Below are 21,029 nucleotides of genomic sequence, written 5' to 3' on the forward strand. Positions count from 1 at the left end.
TCCAGTCAGGAGAACAGGGGGTGGGCCTGTGGCTGGCCCAAGTAAAGCATGTTCTGCAGCGCAGGCTTGTTGTTGATCATTGTTCAGCAGCCAGAGAACCAGAAAACGACTCGGCCTTTTGTCGAATTGACCGACAAGGCTGAATCGTTTTTCCGATTGTAGCTCAAATGCCAGCACAAACAAATTGCCACCCGGAGCGTCAAGGCGACGGGTTGCCTCAGTGGCAGATTGTCACGCGGAAAAACAAAAACCCCCGATCACGTAAATGACCGGGGGCCTTGGATCACGCCGCAAGCGTCGCGATCAGGGTACCGCCAAGATTACTGCTGCTGAGGCAGCTTATCGATCGGGCCGCAGCCACCGATGATCTTGGAGATGGAAACCGAAGGGTGGAACAGGTAGTCGTAGGTGCAGTTTTTCGGCTGGTTGTAAACCTGGCCAGTGCAACCCGACAGCAGGGCAACACCCGAAACGACAGCAACGGCTACGGTAGCCTTGAACAGCTTTTTCATACTAAGTCCTTTAAATGAATCATCTTCGGCCATCATTCTGATGGCGGCGGGATGATACAGAACCTAGGCATTGGATCCAAGTCGCAAAGTGCACTGGCTGGTTGCACGTGTGCAACAACAAGTTGCCCTTGTAGGAAATTTCTCGCACTTCTGAAAATTCAGAGCTTGTTTCCAATTTCCTGGTAGACGGTTGAAAAGCGGGCCGGTGGCGACGATAGTCTTGAGCTCTGCCTACGCACCACCAACAGGAGTTCCCCATGCTCGGCGTCACCGACTACGGCGCGTTCGTCATCGCCTTCATCATCGTCCTGGCCATCCCCGGCCCGGGCAACTTCGCCCTGATCACCGCCACCGGCAAGGGCGGGATCAAGGCCGGCATGGCCGCGACGTGCGGGGTGATCCTGGGTGACCAGGTGCTGCTGTGGCTGGCGGTGGCCGGCGTTGCCACCCTGCTGGCGGCCTACCCTGCCGCCTTCCACGTGGTGCAGTGGGCCGGTGCTGCGTACCTGGCCTACCTGGGCCTGCGCATGCTGCTGAGCAAACCCGGAGGCGCGCCGCGGGCCAGCCGCATGGACAACGGCCAGTACCTGCGCCAGACCATGATGATCACCCTGCTCAACCCCAAGGCGATCATGTTCTACATGGCGTTCTTCCCGCTGTTCGTCGACCCGGTGAAGCACCAGGGGCTGGTGACCTTCGGCTTCCTCGCGGCGACAGTGGCAGTGGTGACCTTCCTGTACGGGTTGATTGCCGTGGTGCTGACGCACCAGTTGGCCGAGCGCATGCGCGCCAATCCGCGGATTGCCAATATGTTCGAGCGGTTGGCGGGGGCTTGCCTGGTGGGGTTCGGCATCAAACTGGCGGCAATGCGCTGAAGGCCCTGGGGGGCGCTTTGCGCCCCTTTCGCGACACAAGGCCGCTCCTACAAGCGATCGCACCAGGCTGGACCTGTGCGCGATCCCCTGTAGGAGCGGCCTTGTGTCGCGATGGGCCGCAAAGCGGCCCCCAGTCCTACAGCTGAAACTCAGAATTATCCCCTTCCTTGTAGGCCATTTCCCAAACATACTGCCAACCCGCTCAAACTGTTGCGACGGATTAGGTCGCGCTCTAGTCTCGGCTTGTCGTTGTCAACTCAACGACCGGCTTTGACAGGCCGACAACTTCTCCGTGCACGTACACCCGTTATGGCGGCAGTACGTGGGGCACCTCGTGTGCGCCGAGTCTCCGGAGTCCTCGGTCTGTCAACCCGCGTACCGCTGCCACCCTCTTGTTTGACAGCAAGTCCGTAGCAGCTCGACTGACTCTGGAGCTAACTATGCGCAAGATGGTCCCCGATCCACCCCACTCCCTCGATTCCACCCAGGCTCTGCAAGACACGCTGGTCCAGTCCTCAGAGTACGTACTCTGCGCCCTGTTCGTGGCCCGCCAATCCGTGCAACTCAAACCCACGGCCCCAAGTTCGATCGTGATGCAAGCCGTGATCCATGAAATGGAGGCGGTACAGGGCCTGGTCGAGTCCGCATTGATGCAATTGCAGATGCAGGCCCATTTACCGGCTGAGCTAAGAACTTTGCACTAGCAGGCCTGGCCTCTTCGCGGGCACGCCCGCGAAGAGGCCGGCACAGACACCCAAGATTCCAGGGAGAAAAACAATGCCCACCGACGACACAAAGCAACCCACCACAGTCGGCAAGACCTGCTTCTACCAAGGCGAAAACAACACCCACCCGCTGTTCCGCATCGAGCCCGGCATTCCCTGCCAGGACGCCCGCGAACAGGCATCCGAACTGATGGGCTACGTCCGCGACCTGATCATCACCGGTTTGATGGATGGCGACCAGAAGCTGATCTGGGCCTCGCATTACCTGAGTGCGATGGCCAAGGCGCTGCTGGATGATGCTGAATTGGGGATGATGAAAAGATGAACGTCGATATGCCAATTCTCGACTTGGATTTGAGCAACACCAAGCGTTTCGAGGCTTCCCGGTTTCTCGATAGCCCCGAAACGATAAATGTATTTCTGCAAGAAGCCATGAAGACTAATGATGTTTACGTTCTGAAGCAAGCGTTGAGAGAAGTCTCAAAGACAACACGCGTGCAGTAGCCGATTACTACCTGTCCCGCAACGAAACAGCCCCGCAGGCCTACAGCTGCGGGGTACCAAATCCCAAGCGCAGTACTTGGAAAGACCACCTCTGCGGGAGCCCAGCAGTGCAAAATCCATTCCCCAGAAATAAGAAGGCCCGAACGTAATGCCGGACCAAGCCAGCACCAGAGGATCGGGCGCGATTGGAGATCAATACTGCCGGATACATCAGTAAGCGCCAAGTACAGCGCTTACGAAAATGTATCAAAATTAAATGCAGAAACGGAAAACCCCACAGATTTGAAACTGAGAGGTTTTTCGATGTGTGGCTGAGAGTTAGAGCCTTACCGCAATAAAATTCTAGCAGGTGCTGCTTCGAGACTCCGCATCCCAATTCAACTCCTTCAGTCGATGCCAAGCTCTTTCTAGGTGAGAGGGCTTTAGATAAGCTCTCTTCCGCTCGCTCCAGCCATGTACCGCCTTGACTGCCTGTTCAGGATCATCTTTGGCTCCAGGGGCATTACACATAACCCAATGAACGGTGCTAAGTAGCTCCATTCCATACGGATCTTCAAACCCATCAATTAACTCGGCAACCCTTTCCATTCGATGCATAGTTTCGACATCTTCGCACAAAAACTGCTCCGCTTCTTCGATAGAGCCCGCCTTCAGCTCCAACGGTTTGGTGGGGTCGTCCTGACCGTCTCCGTAGCCATGGATAAAGTGACCGTCTAGTTTTATCAGTACTTGCCTGAGATTCTTAGCATATGGGCCAAACTGCTTGGCCTCAAACTGCAGCCGAAGAGGCTTGCCACTTTCCTGCAAGAAATACATCAGCTTATGAACTTCTAACAAACTGACAAATGGATCCAGAAGCCCTTTGAGATAGCGGTCCATTAAAAGAATCAGTGCGGCACGACCGTCAGTCATTTTGGGACGCTCTGTTCTATTTGGCATTTCTTTTGCTACAGGTGCACCAGACGGAGGGTACAGCAGCACCTCAACATCTGGCAAAACTGAAAATGCCTCTTCAATTGCGGGCTGAACCTCTTCCCATTTTAGGCCACCCAACCCGCAACCAAGTGGAGGAATTGCAATAGACTTAATATGCAATTCATTCACCTTACGAACTAAATCATCAAGGCCGCTTTGAATATTCTCAAGTTTACTTTTTGACTTCCAATGCCCTTTGGTTGGAAAGTTTATAATCCAACGCGGACCTCCAACCAACCCGCCAAGATCAAAGATATGAACTTTACCCAGCCGAACGGCATCATTTTTGCAAGCATCCTGATAGCTTTTGAACATGCTAGGAAACGCCTGCTTGAATTGCAACGCGATACCTTTACCCATGACACCTTCCGTGTTCACGGTATTCACTAACGCTTCAGTAGGTGCTGTTAGAAGGTTGCCTTTGCTAAGCTTGATCATTTTAGAAGTACCAGTCATTTTTGACTCTCACCTCAGGCTGATGCGTCGAATTGCGCACGATCTCTTGCACTCTCTCAACCGCCGCCTGATTGTAGCAGCCAATGAAATGGATACCCTGCCAAGGGAACTGCTCCGCCACCAAGAATTCTGACTGTTTTTGGTGCCGTTTTTCTCCCCAATACTTGGCATTGATTGTGGACCAATCCAAGTCAGCTAGCTTACTAATATCGTTATAAAAATCCGTATGGTAAGCGCCAGCGTTGCCGTCGCTGAAGGCCCATTCTCGTTGAAGCCCAACACCAGTACCGACGGAGCTCACCAAATGCACGATGTCACTCTGACATCCTTCGGGCTTGCCGGTGTTACCTCTGTTGACGGTGTAGAGCATTGGAGTACGCGGACAAAAATAGAAGGGCACAAACTCCCCGACATACCGAGGCCCACAGCAGCCTACACCTATTTCTTGGAGCCTACGAAGCTTGATGTGATCGTAGCCAATAACTGAGTGCTGCCCTGATTGAACCATCACGGCATCTGACTGAAGGCCGGAAGCGATTATCCCAGGTAGATTGGCAATATCTGTGATGTGATAGATCAGTACGTCTTCAGGTCTGGATGTCATAGATCGCGCCCGGGTTGGCATTGAGTAGCCAGTCCGCTCGACGACCGTGACACCGACACGAAGGCGCGAGCCCTGAACTGTCCTTGTTTAGGGCAAATAGTATGTGCTTTCTGCTGAGTTTTCACCAGCTCACAACTGTCGATCAGCGTGACGCCAAGGACGGTGAGATCACTCAATCGCTTCCCACCATACGCACCAGCCGACCTGTCAGCGACGACAGTTCCAAAGTAGTACAAATGGGCAGTACAACCCAGAAAACGAAAAGCCCCGCAGAAGTTAACCTGCGGGGCTTTTCGATATATGGCGGAGAGATAGGGATTTGAACCCTAGGTACTGTTGCCAGTACAACGGATTTCGAATCCGTCCCGTTCGACCACTCCGGCATCTCTCCAATGCCGCGCATCATACCAGCGTTCTTTTAAAACGCAAACCTTTTTTTAAAAAAAATCGCGTGGTATCAGGCGCTTGCGTGAACGTGCCGCTTACAGCGGCACGCCCAGGCGCTTGGCAACTTCTTCGTAGGCTTCGATCACGTCGCCCAGGCCCTGGCGGAAGCGGTCCTTGTCCATCTTCTTGCGGGTCTCTTTGTCCCACAGGCGGCAGCCGTCCGGGCTGAACTCGTCGCCCAGCACGATCTGGCCGTGGAATACGCCGAACTCCAGCTTGAAGTCGACCAGCAGCAGGCCGGCGTCATCGAACAGCTTGCTCAGCACTTCGTTGACCTTCAGCGACAGCTTTTTCATTTCGGCCAGCTGCTCGGCGGTGCCCCAGCCGAACGCGACAACGTGGGATTCGTTGATGAAGGGATCGCCCTTCTCGTCGTTCTTCAGGAACAGCTCGAAGGTGGACGGCTCCAGCTTGATGCCCTCCTCCACGCCCAGGCGCTTGACCAGGCTGCCGGCGGCGTAGTTGCGCACCACGCACTCGACCGGGATCATGTCCAGCTTCTTCACCAGGCACTCGTTGTCGCCCAGCAGCTTGTCGAACTGGGTCGGCACGCCGGCTTCTTCCAGTTTCTGCATGATGAAGGCGTTGAACTTGTTGTTCACCATGCCTTTGCGGTCGAGCTGTTCGATACGCTTGCCGTCGAACGCCGAAGTGTCGTTACGGAACAGCAGGATCAAGCGGTCGGCGTCGTCGGTCTTGTAAACCGATTTGGCCTTGCCGCGGTAGAGTTCGTCGCGTTTTTCCATGATTGGGCTCCGCTTGCTTGAGGTGTTGGGCTAGGCGATTTCGCGCCAGTCGAGCCCGTGTTCCTGATTCGCCACCTGGAGCCAGTCCGGGTCGCACCCAAGGGTGTCGACGAAGCACTGGCGAGCCAAGTGTGGCAGGTTGTTCTTGCTGCTGAGGTGGGCCAGCACCAGGTGTTGCAGGTTGCTCCAGCCCAACTCGTGCACCAGGCGCGCGGCCTGGTGATTGTTCAAATGCCCTTGCATGCCACCCACCCGCTGCTTCAGGAAGGCCGGGTAGTGACCGCGTGCCAGCAGGTCGCGGCAGTGGTTGGCCTCGATCAGCAGTGCATCCAGGCCCTGGTAACGCTCCAGCAGCAGCGCGTCGTACGAGCCCAGGTCGGTCAGCATGCCGAAGCGCCGCTGGCCGTCGCTGACCACGTACTGCAGCGGCTCGTAGGCGTCGTGCTCGACCCGCGCCGCGGTCACTTCCAGGCTGCCGATACGCAGGCTTTCGCCACAAGCGAGAAAACCGGCCACCTCCACCGACTTGCGCATGCCGCGCAAGGTCCCCTGGCTGAGGTAGACCGGTACATTGTAGCGCCGTGACAGCAAGCCGACCCCATGCACGTGGTCGGCATGTTCGTGGGTGACCAGTACCGCACTGAGCTGGGCGGCCGACACGCCGAGCAGCGCCAGGCGCCGCTCGGTCTCGCGCAGGGAAAACCCGCAATCGACCAGGATGAACGTGTCACCACTGGCGATCAGCGTGCCGTTTCCCTGGCTGCCGCTTCCGAGTACCGCGAAGCGCACTTAGCCCAGGTGGTCCTGAATGGCGCTCAGCACGCGGCGGGCGACATCGGCCGGGGCCACGGTGTTGATGTTCTTCTCGACCGTGACCTGCACGCTCTCACCCACCTTGCTCAGGCGAACCTGGTAGCGCTCGGCACGGGCTTCACGCTCTTCCTTGGTCGGCTCGCTGCCGAACATGCGGCCGAAGAAGCCAGGCTGGTTCTGCTTGTCTTCAGGCTTTTCAGACAGGTTGATGTAGTACAGGCCCAGGCTGCGGTTGATGTCCTCGACACGCCACTCGCCACCCTGCTCCAGGGCACGGCCCACGCTGGACCAGGCGCGGTCCAGGTCGGCGCCCAGGTACAGCACCGGGTTGCCGCTGCCGTCTTCGCTCAGGCTGACGCGGCTTGGCGCGTCGAAATCGCGCGCGGCCAGCAGCGATACCGAACCGCCCTTCTCGGCGCTGCGGTTCATGCTGGCAAGCATTTCGTCGACCAGCAGGGCATCGGCACCGGTGTTGCTGGAGGTGGACGGGAAATCGGGCTCGGCAGTGCTGCCGGCCGGGCGCTCGACGCTGACCACATACACCTCGGAGGTGTTGCGCTGCACGCCAGGCTCCATGCGCACACGCACGCGCACTTCGCTGTCAGCGCTGCTGGCAGTGCTGGCCAGGCGCTGGCCGAGCGAAGCCGACAGTTCGTCGAAACGCTGCCAGGTGGTGTTGAATTCACCAGTCTGCGGGCGCTCTTCGGCGATGCGGAAGCCGTTGTCCTCGAAGAACTGGCGAGCCACCGGCCATACTTCGGCCGGCGAATGCTGGGCCAGCACCCAACGGCTGCTGCCGCTGCGCTGCAGGCTGTAGTCGGTAACCTGGGCGGCGCCACCGGTCATCGGTTGCGGGCGCGGCACCTCGAACTCGCCGGTAGCGCTGTCGTCGGCGACGTTGCGCGGGATCGGCAGCAGCGGGTCAAGGCGCTTGACGTTGCTGGCGTCCGGCGGCAGCTGCATCGGCGCAGTCGGGCGCGCCTGCAGGTAATCGCTGCCGCGGTCGCGGAAATAGCCATCCTCGCCCCACAGCCAGCCACACCCACTGGTGCTGGAGATGATCAGGGCAAGGGCGGAAAGACCAGCCAGTCGCTTCATGCGGTGTACTTCCTCTTAAACCAGTACGCCGGACTGGCGCAAGGCAGTACGGACTTTTTCGTGGCAGCCTTCGCTCAGCCAGGTCAGCGGCAGGCGAATGCCTTTGTGCATCAGGCCCATTTCGACGAGTGCCCATTTCACCGGGATCGGGTTGGACTCGCAGAACAGGTCTTTGTGCAGCGGCATGAGTTTTTCGTTGATTGCGCGGGCCTTCTCGGCATTGCCCTCAAGGGCGGCCTCGCACAGGTCGGCCATTTCGCGCGGGGCGACGTTGGCAGTGACGGAAATGTTGCCCTTGCCGCCCATCAGGATCAGCTCGACGGCGGTCGGGTCGTCGCCGGACATGACGATGAAGTCTTTGTCGACGCCATCGAGGATGGCCTTGGCGCGTACCAGGTCGCCGGTGGCTTCCTTGATACCGATGATGTTCTTGACCTTCGACAGGCGGATCACGGTATCGGCCTGCATGTCGCAGGAGGTGCGGCCGGGTACGTTGTAGAGGATCTGCGGGATGTCGACGGCTTCGGCGATGTGCTTGAAGTGCTGGTACAGGCCTTCTTGCGTCGGCTTGTTGTAGTACGGCACTACCAGCAGGCAGGCGTCGGCGCCGGCGCTCTTGGCGTTCTGGGTCAGGTGCACGGCTTCGGCAGTGGAGTTGGCACCGGTACCGGCGATGACCGGGATGCGGCGGGTGCTGCGCTTGACGCGCTCGACCACGTGCTTGATGACCAGGATGTGTTCTTCGACATCCAGCGTGGCGGACTCACCGGTGGTGCCGACAGCGACGATCGCATGGGTGCCGTTTTCCAGGTGGAAGTCTACAAGTTTGTCGAGGCTTTCCCAGTCGAGACGCCCTTGTGCATCCATGGGAGTGACCAATGCCACCATACTGCCCGCAATCATGTAACTGCTCCTGCCGGAAAAAGAGAGCGGTAATGGTACTGGGGGCATCGGCCTTGCACAAGCGAAGCAGGCGGGCGGAGCATTCCCCTCGGCGCCTTATTTCGCTACCCTTGATGCTTTGATCGGTGCAGCGCGGCCCGCCGGGCCGTCGACCTTGCTCCCCGCCAGCGTCCACGACCTCGCATGCGAGCCCCGGGCCCTGCCGACAGGAGGCTTTCGCCCGTCCTGTGCCGACCGCTCATCGCTTTAGGAATGCTGCATGTCCACCCCCACCGTCCGCGAACAATTCCTTGTCATCAGTGCCCTGGGCCCCAACCCCATGGAGCTGGCCAACGTCCTCAGCCGCGCTGCCTTCGAAAACCGCTGCGCGGTGGTCACCTCGCGCCTGAGCCGCCACGGCGAGACCAGCGCCCTGGTACTGCAGGTAGGTGGCAGCTGGGACGCCCTGGCGCGCCTCGAAGCCATGCTGCCGGGCCTGGGCAAGAAGCACGGCCTGACCCTGGACGTGGTGCGCAGCGCCGACCAGGAAGTGCGCCCGCAGGCCCTGCCCTACGTGGCCTACGTCAGCGCCGCCTACCGGCCGGACATCATCAACGAGCTGTGCCAGTTCTTCCTCGACCACCGCGTCGAGCTGGAAGCCATGACCTGCGATACCTACCTGGCACCGCAGACCGGCAGCAGCATGCTCAATGCCCAGTTCACCGTGATTCTGCCGGCCGGCACCCAGATCAGCTGGCTGCGTGACCAGTTCCTGGACTTTGCCGATGCCCTGAACCTCGATGCGCTGATCGAGCCATGGCGTCCACAGAACCCAATGTAAGGAAACCGACCATGGCCGTAGCACTCGACCAACCCGTTGCCGACTTCCAGGCCCAGGCCACCAGCGGGCAAACCGTCAGCCTGGCCGAACTCAAGGGCCGGCAAGTGGTGGTGTACTTCTACCCGAAGGACAGCACCCCGGGCTGCACCACCGAAGGCCAGGGTTTCCGTGACCAGCACGATGCCTTTGCCGCAGCCAACACCGTGGTGTTCGGCGTATCGCGCGATGGCATCAAGTCGCACGAGAACTTCAAGGCCAAGCAAGGCTTCCCGTTCGAGCTGATCAGCGACAAGGACGAAGCCCTGTGCCAGCTGTTCGACGTGATCAAGCTGAAGAAGCTGTATGGCAAGGAATACATGGGCGTTGACCGCAGCACCTTCCTGATCGACAAGGACGGTGTGCTGCGCCAGGAATGGCGCGGGGTGAAGGTGCCCGGGCATGTGGATGCAGTACTGGCTGCTGCCCAGGCCCTGAACAAGGCTTGAGATCGTTGGGGGCGCTTTGCGCCCCTTTCGCGACACGAGGCCGCTCCTACAGGAAATCGCGTATCCCTGTAGGAGCGGCCTTGTGTCGCGATGGGCTGCAAAGCAGCCCCAAAATTACAGCATTGGTGACACGCTAGGCTCCTGCCGCGGCCAGGCATCCAGCACGGCCTTGATCAAGGTCGCCAGCGGGATGGCAAAGAAGATCCCCCAGAACCCCCACAACCCGCCAAACAGCAACACCGCGCAGATGATCGCCACCGGGTGCAGGCTCACCGCCTCGGAGAACAGCAGCGGCACCAGCACGTTGCCGTCCAGCGCCTGGATGATCGCGTACACCGTCATCAGGTAGATGAACTGGTCACCCCAGCCCCACTGGAACAGTGCGATCAACGTCACCGGCACGGTCACCACCACCGCGCCCACGTAAGGCACCACCACCGACAGCCCCACCAACAGCGCCAGCAACGCGGCGTAGTTGAGCCCCAGACTGATGAAGGCGATGTAGGTGGCAATGCCGCAGATCAGGATCTCGATGCCCTTGCCGCGGATGTAGTTGGCGATCTGCCGGTTCATCTCGCTGCCCACCCGGTTCAGCAGGCTGCGTTGGCGTGGCAGGTAGCCGCTTACCCAACGGCCGATCAGTTCGCGGTCCTTGAGAAAGAAAAACACCAGGATCGGCACCAGTACCAGGTAGATCATGGCGTTGACCAGCAGCGGCAGGCTCGATAGCGAGAAGGTCAGCGCCCACTGGCCGAACTTGCCGATTTCCCCGCGCACCGACTCGATGGCATGCAGCACCTGCTCGTCCGACACCAGGTGCGGGTAGCGCTCGGGCAACAGCAACAGCAGCGACTGCCACTTGCCGAGCATGCCCGGCAGTTCGTTGAACAGGGTGATCAACTGGTGCCACAGCAGCGGCACCAGCACCAGCATGAACACCGCCAGCGCGCCCATGAACAGGGCGAACACCAGCATCACCGCCAACCGGGTGGGTACCCGCAAGCGCTCCAGGGCATTGACCAGCCCCTGCATCAGAAACGCCAGCACCATGCCCGCCAGCACCGGCGCAAGCATGCCACCCAGGGTTAGTACCGCAGTAAAAGCCAGGAACAACAGGACCGCCAGCACCACCGCTTCCTCATCGGAGAAGTAGCGCTGCATCCAGTCGCGAAGCACTTTGAACATTGACGATCCTTGGAAAGACTCAGGCCTTGCGCAGCCAGTAAGTGTAGGTACCGGCCTCGGCCGTTTCCCGCAGCAGGGTATGACCGGCCAACTGGGCGAAAGTGCGGAAGTCGCGCTGGGAGCCGGCGTCGGTGGCGATTACCTTGAGCACCGCGCCGCTGGCCAGGCGGTTGAGCTCCATCTTGGCCTTCAGCAGCGGCAAAGGGCAATTCAGCCCGCTGGCGTCCAGTTCGGCGTCACAGGTCAGGGTTTCACTCATTGCGGGGCTCTCCAAAGGCATTGCCAGGCTGTATCTGGATTTGGCCGGCTAGGATAGCGCCACTGGTCGCCAACGTGTGAGCCCGCTACAGTAGGTATCTTTGACCGACGCGAGCTTCATGCATGAATCTACTGCGCCCTACCCTGCTGACGCTGGCCTGCCTGTTGGCCCTTCCCGGCCATGCTGACGACCTGCCATCACTGGGCGACGCCAGTTCCGCGATCGTCTCGCCACAACAGGAGCACCAGCTTGGCCGTGCCTGGCTGAGCCTGCTGCGCGGCCAGGTCAACCAGCTCAACGACCCGCAGCTGAAGGATTACGTCGAAACCAGCGTGTACCGCCTGGCCGAAACCAGCCAGCTGCAGGACCGCCGCCTGGAATTCATCCTCATCGATAGCCGCGAGCTCAACGCCTTTGCCGCCCCCGGCGGCATCGTCGGGGTCAACGGCGGGCTGTTCCTCAACGCCCAGACCGAAGGCGAGTACGCCTCGGTACTGGCCCACGAACTGGCGCACTTGTCGCAGCGCCACTTCGCCCGCGGCGTCGAGGCCCAGCAGCGCATGCAACTGCCGATGATGGCAGCGCTGCTGGCCGGCATCGTGCTGGCGGCCGGTGGCGGCGGTGATGCCGGTATCGGTGTGATCGCCGGCACCCAGGCAGCGGCGATCCAGGAACAGCGGCGCTTCTCGCGGCAGAACGAACAGGAAGCCGACCGCATCGGCATCCAGAACCTGGAAAAGGCCGGCTACGACCCGCGCAACATGCCGACCATGTTCGAGCGCCTGGCCCGGCAGTACCGCTACGACGCCAAGCCGCCGGAATTCCTGCTGACCCACCCGGTAACCGAGTCGCGTATCGCCGACACCCGCAACCGTGCCGAGCAGGCCCCCAAGGGCGGCGTCGAGGACAGCATGCGCTACCAGCTGATCCGTGCCCGGGTGGCGCTGACCTACGAAGGCACCCCGGGGCTGGCGGCCAAACGCTTCCGCGCCCAGCTGGACGAAGACCCCAAGCTGGACGCCGCGCGTTACGGCCTGGCCCTGGCGCAGATCAAGGGCGGCCAGCTGAACGAGGCGCGTGAACTGCTCAAGCCGCTGCTGGCCAAGGCACCCAACGACATTACCTACAACCTGGCGCAGATCGACCTGGACATCACCAACAACCGCCTGGCCGACGCACAGCAGCGCGCCGAACGCATGCAGGGGTTGTATCCGGGCAACTACCCGCTGAAACAGGTGCGTGCCGATCTGCTGGTGAAGCTGAACAAGCCCGCCGAGGCGGAAAAGGTGCTGAACGAACTGGTGAAGAGCCGGCCGGATGACCCGGACGTGTGGTACGACATGGCCGAAGTGCGGGGCCTTTCAGGCAATACCATTGGCTTGCACCGGGCGCGGGCCGAGTACTTCACCCTGGTGGGCGATTTCGACCAGGCCATCCAGCAGCTGGATTACGCCAAGCGCAGGTCGGGTGGGAACTTCCCGCTGGCGGCACAGATTGACCAGCGCCAGCGCGAGATCATGGAGCAGCAGCGCATGGTTCAGGAAATGATGGGGCGTTGAGGGCCCTTTCGCGGGTAAACCCGCTCCCACAGGGACCGCACCGCCCGTGAGCGCTGCGCTGTACCTGTGGGAGCGGGTTTACCCGCGATGAAAGCGACGCGGTCTGGCGTCAGGCGTTCCCGGACAACTTCAGGCGCGCTGCCTGGGTAAAGTCCAGCATCCGGTTCAGCGGCTTGATCGCCTTCGGCACCAGCGCCGGGTCGACAAAGATCTCGTTCGTGCCATTACGCAGGCAATCCAGCACACGCTCCAGGGTGTTCATCGCCATCCACGGGCAGTGCGCGCAGCTGCGGCATGCCGCGCCGTTACCGGCGGTGGGTGCTTCGACGAACTCCTTGTCCGGGCACAGCTGCTGCATCTTGTAGAAGATGCCGCGGTCGGTGGCGACGATGAAGGTCTTGTTCGGCAGGGTCTGGGCAGCCTTGATCAGCTGGCTGGTGGAGCCCACCGCATCGGCCAGCTCGATCACCGCTTCCGGCGACTCGGGGTGGACCAGAATCGCCGCATCCGGGTACAGCGCCTTCATGTCGGCCAACTGGCGCGACTTGAACTCTTCGTGAACGATGCAGGCACCGTCCCACAGCAGCATGTCGGCACCGGTTTGCTTCTGGATGTAACGCCCCAGGTGCTGGTCCGGGCCCCAGATGATGGTTTCGCCGTTGTCCATCAGGCTTTCGACGATTTCCAGTGCGCAGCTCGAGGTCACCACCCAGTCGGCGCGGGCCTTCACGGCAGCGGAAGTGTTGGCGTAGACCACCACGGTACGCTCGGGGTGCTGGTCGCAGAAGGCCGAGAACTCTTCTACCGGGCAGCCCAGGTCGAGCGAGCAGGTGGCCTCCAGGGTCGGCATCAGCACGCGCTTTTCCGGGGTTAGGATTTTCGCCGTCTCGCCCATGAAGCGCACACCGGCAACGATCACGGTTTCGGCCGGGTGGTTCTTGCCGAAGCGGGCCATTTCCAGCGAGTCGGACACGCAGCCGCCGGTTTCTTCGGCCAGCGCCTGGATGACCGGGTCGCAGTAATAGTGGGCGACCAGCACGGCGTTCTGGGCCTTGAGCTCGGCAGCGATGGCCGCACGGTATTCGGCCTCCTGCTCGGCTGTCAGCGGGTTTGGCTGCTTGGCGTCGAGGTGGGCCTGAACCAACAGGCGTTCGGAAATCTGGGTCATGATCGCTGGACCTGCAGGCGCGTGCGCGCGTCAAATCGAGTGTATCACCCGGCCCTGACAGATCGGCTAAGGGTGCCGGACGGCACGAAGGCCGCCACGGCCCTCTGCGGGCGCGGATTATTATCGGAGGCCGAAGGCTACAGACAATCCAGCGATTTCTAAAGTGGTTTTTGTGTTGCCTGTGCTGGCCTCTTCGCGGGCACGCCCGCTCCCACAGGTACAGCGCTGCCCTCGGGGGCAAAGAGTAACCTGTGGGAGCGGGCGCGCCCGCGAAGAGGCCGGAACAGGAGAAACGATCAGCCCTGCGGCGACAGGGCCGCCAGCTGCGCCGCCATGAGCATGGCGAACTCTTCCACGGTCATCTTCTTGCCGTTGAAGTCGACCATGCCGTCGGCATAGTGCAGGCTGCTCACCACATCATTGCCCTGCACGGTGGCCATGCCACTCTGCAGCGCCATCATGCCGACCATTTCCCCGGCCTGGCTCGATTGCATGGCAATTGCCTGGGCGTCGGTCTGGCCATCCAGCAGTGCCTGCAAGGTTGCCAGGTCACCGATCATCGGCTTGGACAACGACAGCTTGCTCTTCACCTCGGTGATCAGTTGCTTGCTCAACTGGTCTGGCGGCAGGTCGAAGCTGGCCGGGGCGGCGAAGCCCATCGACAGGTCAAAGCGGCTTTCGCCATTGGCGGTCCTGAACGACAGGTTTTCCACCGCCACCCGGGGCTTGGCAGCCAGCAGTCTCTGCAGCTCGCCCTGGAACCTGGCCTTCTCCTCATCGTCCATCTGGATTTCCGGCGCCGGCTGGCCAGCGGCAGCTGCGGCCTCGAATTCCGGCAGATGCGCCTGGTACCACGTCGACAACGCCTGTAGCGCCGGCGCGTTGACCGACGTGATGCTCACCGCCATCTGCGCCTTGCCCACCGCACGGCCATCCCAGGTGATATCCCCGACCTTGTACTCCACGCGGCCACCCACGGTATCCGGGCCGTCAAGGGTTTGCAGGGCGTTCTGCTCCAGCCCCTTGACCACCAGCACCTGCTGTTTGGGCCCCAGGGTGACCTTGGTTTCGGCCAGCGCCAAGTCGACGTTGCCTACGTAGATGGCCTGGTGCGCGGTGGCCGCCAGTTGGCCGCCGACCTTCAGGCCATTGAGCTCGAAGGTGGCAGGCGGCTGGTCATCGCGTACCAGTTTCATCACGAACCGATCGGCCTGGCCGTGGAAGCTCGAGGCCTTGCCTTCCTGGTCACCACTGACTTGCAGTTGCATGCCCGAGAAATCGAGGCTGTTGCCATCCGCTTCGTCGAGCTTGACCGGTGCCAGCTGCACCTGGCTGACCACATTGCCGTCGTAGCCCAGGCTGGTCTGTGCGCTCACCGGGGCCTGCTCGCCCGCTGCGGCGAACCACGGCGCGGTGGCGTCGTCCTTCTGCAGCGTGCTGTTGCTGACTGCCAGCACCGGCATCAGCTTCAGTGCCTTTACCCGCGACCAGGGGAACGGGCCGTGCTCGATCTGGTCGGTCACGCCAACGTCGAAATTCACCACTTCGCCTTCGCCCAGGTTGATATCGCGGGCCTTGAGCCGGTACTGGGCGGTACTGCTGAAGAAATGCTGCTCCAGCGACACGCGTTCGATGCTCATGCTGCCACCGGTGCTCACCAGGGCCTTCTTGAGTTCCGCGTTGCTGCGGACCAGGGCGTTGTCCAGCTCCGCAGGCAGCTGCTTGCCGGTGTACCAGGCGCCAGCGGTGGTTGCGACGGCGATGGCGATAGCCAGGCCAGAAAGGATGCCAACTGATTTCTTCATGAATAGAACCGATTGCTGTCCATATGGGCTTCGTAGGCGGCCAAGGGCCACACAGGACGCCAAGAGTACCACTGCAACCCAGCCCTGGCGCTGGCCAGGCTCGAGAAATCCGGTTTTTGGGAAACGCCTGACAGACCTTCCAAGGGAGACGGCATTCGTTAATTTTTGCGAACACCAGAATTGATCATAACCGCAAAAAAACGCGCAAAAACCGAACAAAACCCCACTTTAATCGATAAATATTTCAAAACAGCAACATCTTGTCATGTTTAACTTGACACTAAGCTACCCATCGTTTTTTATTTTCACCACTTTGCGCGCTCCCCCGCGCCCCCGCTGCTCCAACAATAAAGGTGAACAACATGGAGCCCACCCGCTCGCCCTTGCCGCATGCGCAGTACACCGTGCCCGCCGTTTACGCCCAGCCGCAGGAGCCATGCCAGCATGCAGCCTGACCACAGCGCTTCCGGCAACGGCCAACTCCGTAAAACCCTGCGCCTCTGGCACGTGATCATCATCGGCCTGGCCTACCTGACCCCGATGACCGTGTTCGACACCTTCGGTATCGTTTCCGGGATTACTGCCGGCCACGTACCCAGCGCCTACATCCTGGCACTGGCCGGGATCCTGTTCACCGCCGTGAGCTACGGCACCCTGGTAAGGCGCTTCCCGCAATCGGGCTCGGCCTACACCTACACCCAACGTGCGATCAACCCGCACGTCGGCTTCCTGGTCGGCTGGTCGTCGTTGCTGGACTACCTGCTGCTGCCAATGGTCAACGCCTTGCTGGCCAAGCTGTACCTTTCGGCCATGTTCCCGGAAGTACCGGAGTGGATGTGGGTGGCTGGCTTCGTCACCCTGATCAGCCTGATCAACATGCGCAGCGTGAACCTGGTGGCGCACTTCAACCTGCTGTTCGTGGCCGTGCAGGTGGCGATCATCGCCGTGTTCATCTACCTGTGCGTGCGCGGCCTGGACCAGGGTGAAGGGTTGGGTACCGCCTGGAGCCTGCTGCCGTTCGCCGACGACCAGACCCAGCTCAGCGCCCTGGCCGCCGGTGCGACCATCCTGTGCTTCTCGTTCCTCGGCTTCGACGCGGTCACCTGCCTGTCCGAAGAAACCCGCGACCCGGGCAAGACCATCCCTCGCGCGATCTTCCTCACCGCCCTGATTGGCGGCCTGGTGTTCATCACCGTGTCGTACTTCATCCAGGCCTACTTCCCGACCATGTCCCGCTTCCACGACCAGGAAGCGGCACTGCCGGAAATCGCCCTGTACGTCGGCGGCAAGTTGTTCCAATCGATCTTCATCGCCTGCACCGTGATCAACACCATCGCCTCGGGCCTGGCCTCGCAGACCAGCGTGTCGCGCCTGCTGTACGTGATGGGCCGCGACAACGTGATCCCGGCCAGCCTGTTCGCCCGCCTGCACTCACGCTACAAGACGCCGGTGCTGAACATCGCGGTGGTGGGGCTGATTTCGCTATCGGCGATCTTCTTCGACCTGGTCACCGCCACCTCGATCATCAACTTCGGTGCGCTGGTCGCGTTCAGCTTCGTCAACCTGTCGGTGATCAACCACTGCTACCTGCGCGAAGGCAAGCGCCAGGGCCTGGCCAACCAGCTGACATACCTGGTGGCACCCACCATCGGCTTCTGCATCATCGTCTCGCTGTGGCTGGACCTGAACGCACACTCGCTGCTGTTCGGTGGCGTCTGGGCACTGCTCGGCCTGCTGTACCTGGCCTGGCTGACCAAAGCCTTCAGGGACTCCCCGCCCAACTACATCGCTGAATGACCCATGCTGCCGACAACGCCCGCGCCTGATCGCGGGCGTTGCATTTGATCGAAAAGGAAAGCCCTCATGCCGCTGCGTCGCCTCTCCATCCAGTGGAAGATCACCCTGCTCGCCGGCCTGTGCCTGCTGGCCATTGTCGCCCTGCTGGTAACCACATCGCTGGCCCAGGCGCGGCGCAGCGCGGCATTGGTCAACCAGGCCAACACCGAAATGCTCGACAGCAGCGCACGCCTGCGCCTGCAGGCCCATGCCGAAACCCAGGCCCTGCGCATCCAGCGCTATTTCATGGACGCCTACCAGTACGGCAATGGCTTTGCCCGCCTGGTGCAGGTGCTCAAGGCCCGTGGCGGCAACGACCTGCGCGCCGAACTGACGCGCCAGGCCCGCGCCAGCCTGGCCGGCAACCCGGATGTGATCGGCCTGTACCTGGTGTTCCAGCCCAACGCCCTGGACCCGGACAGCCAGTACCTCGGCCAGGATGCAATGGGCAGCAATGAGAGCGGGCGCTTCTCGCTTTACTGGTCACAACCCCGCCCCGGCACCCTGGAGCTTGAAGCCATGCCGGAATCGATGCTTGGTGACGCCAGCATCGGCAGCAACGGTGTGGCGAAGAACCGCTGGCTGACCTGCCCGCAGGACACTGCCAGAACCTGCATGCTCGAGCCATACCTCGACGAAGTGAATGGCCGCCAGGTGCTGATGACCAGCATCGCCCTGCCGCTGCTGGAGCACGGCAAGGTGGTCGGCGTGGTCGGCCTGGACATCGGCCTGGCCAACCTGCAACAGCTGAGCCTGGAAGGCCGCCAGGAGCTGTTCGACGGCCAGGGCCAGGTCAGTATCGCCAGCGCGGCCGGCCTGCTGGCCGGCAACAGCCGCGACGACAGCAAGCTCGGCGAGCCCATGGACAAGGCGGTAGCCGACGGCCTGCTGCGTGTTGCCCACCCGTTCACGCCAATCCCTGATGCCGCCCCTTGGCAGGTATTGCTGGAACTGCCGGAAAGCGTGCTGCAGGCGCCTTCCGTCACCCTCAACCAGCGCCTGGATGCGCACAACCACAGCGCCAACCTCACCAGCCTGCTGGTTGGCCTGGGCGCTGCGGTAGTCGGTTTGCTGCTGGTGTGGCTGACCGCGCGCGGGGTGACCCGGCCAATCCTGGCCGTGGCCGCGCGCCTGGAAGACATCGCCAGCGGCGAAGGCGACCTTACCCGCCGCCTGGACTACGCCCGCCAGGACGAACTGGGCCAGCTTACCGGTTGGTTCAACCGTTTTCTCGACAAACTGCAGCCGGTCATAGCCCAGGTCAAAGGCTCACTGCAGGAAGCCCGCGGCACCGCCGACCAGTCCGCAGCCATCGCCAGCCAGACCAGCAACGGCATGCAGCAACAGCACCGCGAAATCGAACAGGTGGCCACCGCCGCCAATGAAATGAGCGCCACCGCTCTGGATGTCGCCCATAACGCTTCGCAGGCGGCCCAGGCCGCACGCGCTGCCGACCAAGCCAGCCGCGAGGGCCTGCAACTGATCGACAGCACCCGCCAGGGCATCGACCGCCTGGCCGCCGGCATGAACACCGCCATGGGCGAGGCACGCGCACTGGAAGGCCGCAGCGGGCAAATCGGTTCGGTGCTGGAAGTGATCCGCACCATTGCCGAGCAGACCAACCTGCTGGCACTCAACGCCGCCATCGAAGCCGCCCGCGCAGGCGAAGCCGGGCGTGGTTTTGCCGTGGTGGCCGATGAAGTGCGTGGCCTGGCCCAGCGCACCCAGGTGTCAGTGGAGGAAATTCGCCAGGTCATCGAAGGCTTGCAGCAAGGCACCCAGGATGTGGTGGGCGCCATGCACGAAGGCCAGCGCCAGGCCCAGGACAGCGCCGCGCGGATGGAACAGGCGCTGCCGGCGCTACAACGTATTGGCGAGGCAGTGGCGGTGATCAGCGACATGAACCTGCAGATTGCCTCGGCGGCTGAAGAGCAGAGCGCCGTAGCCGAAGAGGTGAACCGCAATGTGGCCGGCATTCGCGATGTGACCGAATCGCTGGCAGGCCAGGCCGATGAGTCGGCTCGGATCAGCCAGGCCCTGAACCGGCTGGCCAACCAGCAGCAGGCGCTGATGGAGCAGTTCCGCGTCTAACCTGTCAGGGCCTCTTCGCGGGTGAACCCGCTCCCACAAGGTCCGGCGCTGCCTTCAAGGTCAGAGCATAACCCTGTGGGAGCGGGTTTACCCGCGAAGGGGCCAGCACATACAACATAGCAGCAGGGCTATTTACCGAGCACAATCATGCAAACCCCAACCAGATTTTCCTTCTTCGACATCACCAGCGAACAGGGCCTGTTACGCACCTCGATCGCCGTCACCCTCTTCATCGCCATCATCGGCATCGCCTTCGGTCTGGCCTCCGGCTCGTTCTCCATCGTGTTCGACGGCGTCTATTCGCTGGTCGATGCCAGCATGAGCGGGCTGTCGCTGGTGGTGGTCAGGCTGATTACCGCGCACACCACCAGCGTGCAGATGTCACGCAAGTTGCGCGAGCGCTTCACCATGGGCTTCTGGCACCTGGAGCCGATGGTGCTGGCGCTCAACGGCATCCTGCTCAGCGGCGTGGCCATCTATGCGCTGATCAACGCCGTCAGCAGCCTGCTGCAAGGCGGGCGCCACCTGGAGTTCGGCATCGCCATGGTCTACGCGGTGCTGACCGTGATCGCCTGCGTGACCATCGCCATTGTCGAGGCCCGCGCCAACCGCAAGCTGGGCTCGGATTTCGTGCGCATGGACGTCAAGGGCTGGGTGATGTCGGCCAGCATCACCGCCGCGCTGCTGATCGCCTTCTGCTTTGGCTATGCGGTGCAGGGCACATCGCTGGAGTGGGTGTCGCCGTATATCGACCCGGCGGTGCTGGCGCTGGTCTGCCTGGTGATCGTGCCGTTGCCGATGTCGGTGGTGCGCCAGGCCCTTTCGGAAATTTTCCTGGTGACCCCTGGCGACCTCAAGCTGCACGTGGATGAAGTCGCCAAGGCCTTCGTCGCACGCCATGGGTTGCAGTCGTACCGCGCCTATGTGGCCAAGGTCGGGCGCTCGCGGGAGATCGAACTGTATTTCATCGTGCCGAAGGCCATGGCCGCGAAAACCATCGATGAATGGGATGCGTGGCGTAACGAGATCGGTGATGCCGTGGGTGGTGAAGGGCCGGACCGTTGGCTGACGGTGGTGTTTACCGGGGATCCGGAGTGGGCTGAGTAAGCCATCTGGAGTCTGCGCAGCCCCTGTAGGAGCGGCCTTGCGTCGCGATCGGGCTG

Annotated in this window: 20 protein-coding genes, 1 tRNA gene and 1 pseudogene; 10 read left to right on the plus strand and 12 right to left on the minus strand. The window is 61.5% G+C overall.

Annotated features, from left to right (window positions below):
* Window positions 1–320: 320 nt before the first annotated feature.
* Window positions 321–512: a YhfL family protein gene (locus ABNP31_RS19725; RefSeq protein ID WP_003254720.1), complete on the minus strand. Its 192-nt coding sequence runs from the start codon at window positions 510–512 to the stop codon at window positions 321–323.
* A 257-nt stretch (window positions 513–769) separates the two neighbouring features.
* Here ABNP31_RS19725 and ABNP31_RS19730 point away from each other — a divergent pair, with 257 nt between their 5' ends.
* The 4 genes and pseudogenes from ABNP31_RS19730 to ABNP31_RS19745 all read left to right on the plus strand — a co-directional run.
* Window positions 770–1,387, plus strand: a complete 618-nt coding sequence (locus tag ABNP31_RS19730) for a LysE family transporter (RefSeq protein ID WP_025340245.1) — start codon at window positions 770–772, stop codon at window positions 1,385–1,387.
* Window positions 1,388–1,827: 440 nt separating this feature from the next.
* Window positions 1,828–2,091, plus strand: a complete 264-nt coding sequence (locus tag ABNP31_RS19735) for a hypothetical protein (RefSeq protein WP_085665262.1) — start codon at window positions 1,828–1,830, stop codon at window positions 2,089–2,091.
* A gap of 73 nt (window positions 2,092–2,164) precedes the next feature.
* Window positions 2,165–2,437 carry a DUF3077 domain-containing protein gene (locus ABNP31_RS19740; protein WP_085665261.1) on the plus strand — a complete coding sequence of 91 codons (273 nt, stop codon included), beginning with the start codon at window positions 2,165–2,167 and terminating at the stop codon, window positions 2,435–2,437.
* Window positions 2,434–2,610 (plus strand): annotated as a pseudogene (locus tag ABNP31_RS19745) (addiction module antidote protein); the annotation flags it as partial. The gene ABNP31_RS19740 and the pseudogene ABNP31_RS19745, both read left to right, overlap by 4 nt.
* Before the next feature lie 348 nt (window positions 2,611–2,958).
* On the opposite strand, the gene darG reads toward ABNP31_RS19745, so the two are convergent.
* From darG to dapA, 7 genes are all read right to left on the minus strand, one after another.
* On the minus strand, window positions 2,959–4,047 hold the full coding sequence (darG, locus tag ABNP31_RS19750; protein WP_085665259.1) for a type II toxin-antitoxin system antitoxin DNA ADP-ribosyl glycohydrolase DarG: 1,089 nt from the start codon (window positions 4,045–4,047) through the stop codon (window positions 2,959–2,961).
* Entirely contained in the window at window positions 4,031–4,651 is a 621-nt protein-coding gene (gene darT / locus ABNP31_RS19755) for a type II toxin-antitoxin system toxin DNA ADP-ribosyl transferase DarT (RefSeq protein ID WP_063913089.1), read from the minus strand. Before darT ends, darG begins: the two co-directional genes overlap by 17 nt.
* Before the next feature lie 301 nt (window positions 4,652–4,952).
* Window positions 4,953–5,042 (minus strand) — tRNA-Ser (locus ABNP31_RS19760).
* Between the two features lie 91 nt (window positions 5,043–5,133).
* Window positions 5,134–5,844: a phosphoribosylaminoimidazolesuccinocarboxamide synthase gene (gene purC / locus ABNP31_RS19765; protein WP_004375217.1), complete on the minus strand. Its 711-nt coding sequence runs from the start codon at window positions 5,842–5,844 to the stop codon at window positions 5,134–5,136.
* Between the two features lie 30 nt (window positions 5,845–5,874).
* Entirely contained in the window at window positions 5,875–6,633 is a 759-nt protein-coding gene (locus tag ABNP31_RS19770) for an MBL fold metallo-hydrolase (RefSeq protein WP_350012688.1), read from the minus strand.
* A complete protein-coding gene (gene bamC / locus ABNP31_RS19775) occupies window positions 6,634–7,755 on the minus strand; it encodes an outer membrane protein assembly factor BamC (RefSeq protein ID WP_004375223.1) in 1,122 nt (373 codons plus the stop codon).
* 15 nt (window positions 7,756–7,770) lie between these two features.
* Window positions 7,771–8,658 (minus strand): 4-hydroxy-tetrahydrodipicolinate synthase, encoded by an 888-nt coding sequence (gene dapA, locus ABNP31_RS19780; protein ID WP_025340253.1) that lies wholly within the window; start codon window positions 8,656–8,658, stop codon window positions 7,771–7,773.
* A 259-nt stretch (window positions 8,659–8,917) separates the two neighbouring features.
* Between dapA and ABNP31_RS19785 the strand changes: the two genes are divergently transcribed.
* On the plus strand, window positions 8,918–9,478 hold the full coding sequence (locus ABNP31_RS19785) for a glycine cleavage system protein R (protein ID WP_013973793.1): 561 nt from the start codon (window positions 8,918–8,920) through the stop codon (window positions 9,476–9,478).
* A gap of 11 nt (window positions 9,479–9,489) precedes the next feature.
* On the plus strand, window positions 9,490–9,963 hold the full coding sequence (locus ABNP31_RS19790; protein WP_013973794.1) for a peroxiredoxin: 474 nt from the start codon (window positions 9,490–9,492) through the stop codon (window positions 9,961–9,963).
* Between the two features lie 114 nt (window positions 9,964–10,077).
* Here the strand turns inward: ABNP31_RS19790 and ABNP31_RS19795 are convergent, their stop codons facing one another.
* Complete coding sequence (locus ABNP31_RS19795) at window positions 10,078–11,148, minus strand: AI-2E family transporter (RefSeq protein WP_015271461.1); 1,071 nt, start codon at window positions 11,146–11,148, stop codon at window positions 10,078–10,080.
* Between the two features lie 19 nt (window positions 11,149–11,167).
* Complete coding sequence (locus ABNP31_RS19800) at window positions 11,168–11,407, minus strand: sulfurtransferase TusA family protein (protein WP_004375233.1); 240 nt, start codon at window positions 11,405–11,407, stop codon at window positions 11,168–11,170.
* Between the two features lie 122 nt (window positions 11,408–11,529).
* Here ABNP31_RS19800 and ABNP31_RS19805 point away from each other — a divergent pair, with 122 nt between their 5' ends.
* A complete protein-coding gene (locus ABNP31_RS19805; protein ID WP_025340255.1) occupies window positions 11,530–12,966 on the plus strand; it encodes a M48 family metalloprotease in 1,437 nt (478 codons plus the stop codon).
* A 109-nt stretch (window positions 12,967–13,075) separates the two neighbouring features.
* Here the strand turns inward: ABNP31_RS19805 and nadA are convergent, their stop codons facing one another.
* A complete protein-coding gene (gene nadA, locus ABNP31_RS19810; RefSeq protein ID WP_003254747.1) occupies window positions 13,076–14,134 on the minus strand; it encodes a quinolinate synthase NadA in 1,059 nt (352 codons plus the stop codon).
* A 296-nt stretch (window positions 14,135–14,430) separates the two neighbouring features.
* A complete protein-coding gene (locus ABNP31_RS19815; RefSeq protein ID WP_085665257.1) occupies window positions 14,431–15,939 on the minus strand; it encodes a YdgA family protein in 1,509 nt (502 codons plus the stop codon).
* 444 nt (window positions 15,940–16,383) lie between these two features.
* On the opposite strand from ABNP31_RS19815, the gene ABNP31_RS19820 reads away from it, so the two are divergent.
* The 3 genes from ABNP31_RS19820 (at window position 16,384) to ABNP31_RS19830 (ending at window position 20,973) form a co-directional block, all read left to right on the plus strand.
* Complete coding sequence (locus tag ABNP31_RS19820; protein ID WP_075046057.1) at window positions 16,384–17,736, plus strand: APC family permease; 1,353 nt, start codon at window positions 16,384–16,386, stop codon at window positions 17,734–17,736.
* Window positions 17,737–17,802: 66 nt separating this feature from the next.
* Window positions 17,803–19,866 (plus strand): methyl-accepting chemotaxis protein, encoded by a 2,064-nt coding sequence (locus ABNP31_RS19825; protein ID WP_085665256.1) that lies wholly within the window; start codon window positions 17,803–17,805, stop codon window positions 19,864–19,866.
* Window positions 19,867–20,013: 147 nt separating this feature from the next.
* Window positions 20,014–20,973 carry a cation diffusion facilitator family transporter gene (locus ABNP31_RS19830; RefSeq protein WP_085665255.1) on the plus strand — a complete coding sequence of 320 codons (960 nt, stop codon included), beginning with the start codon at window positions 20,014–20,016 and terminating at the stop codon, window positions 20,971–20,973.
* Window positions 20,974–21,029: the final 56 nt, after the last annotated feature.

It is taken from the genome of Pseudomonas asiatica, assembly GCF_040214835.1.
Lineage (GTDB): Bacteria > Pseudomonadota > Gammaproteobacteria > Pseudomonadales > Pseudomonadaceae > Aquipseudomonas > Aquipseudomonas putida_Z.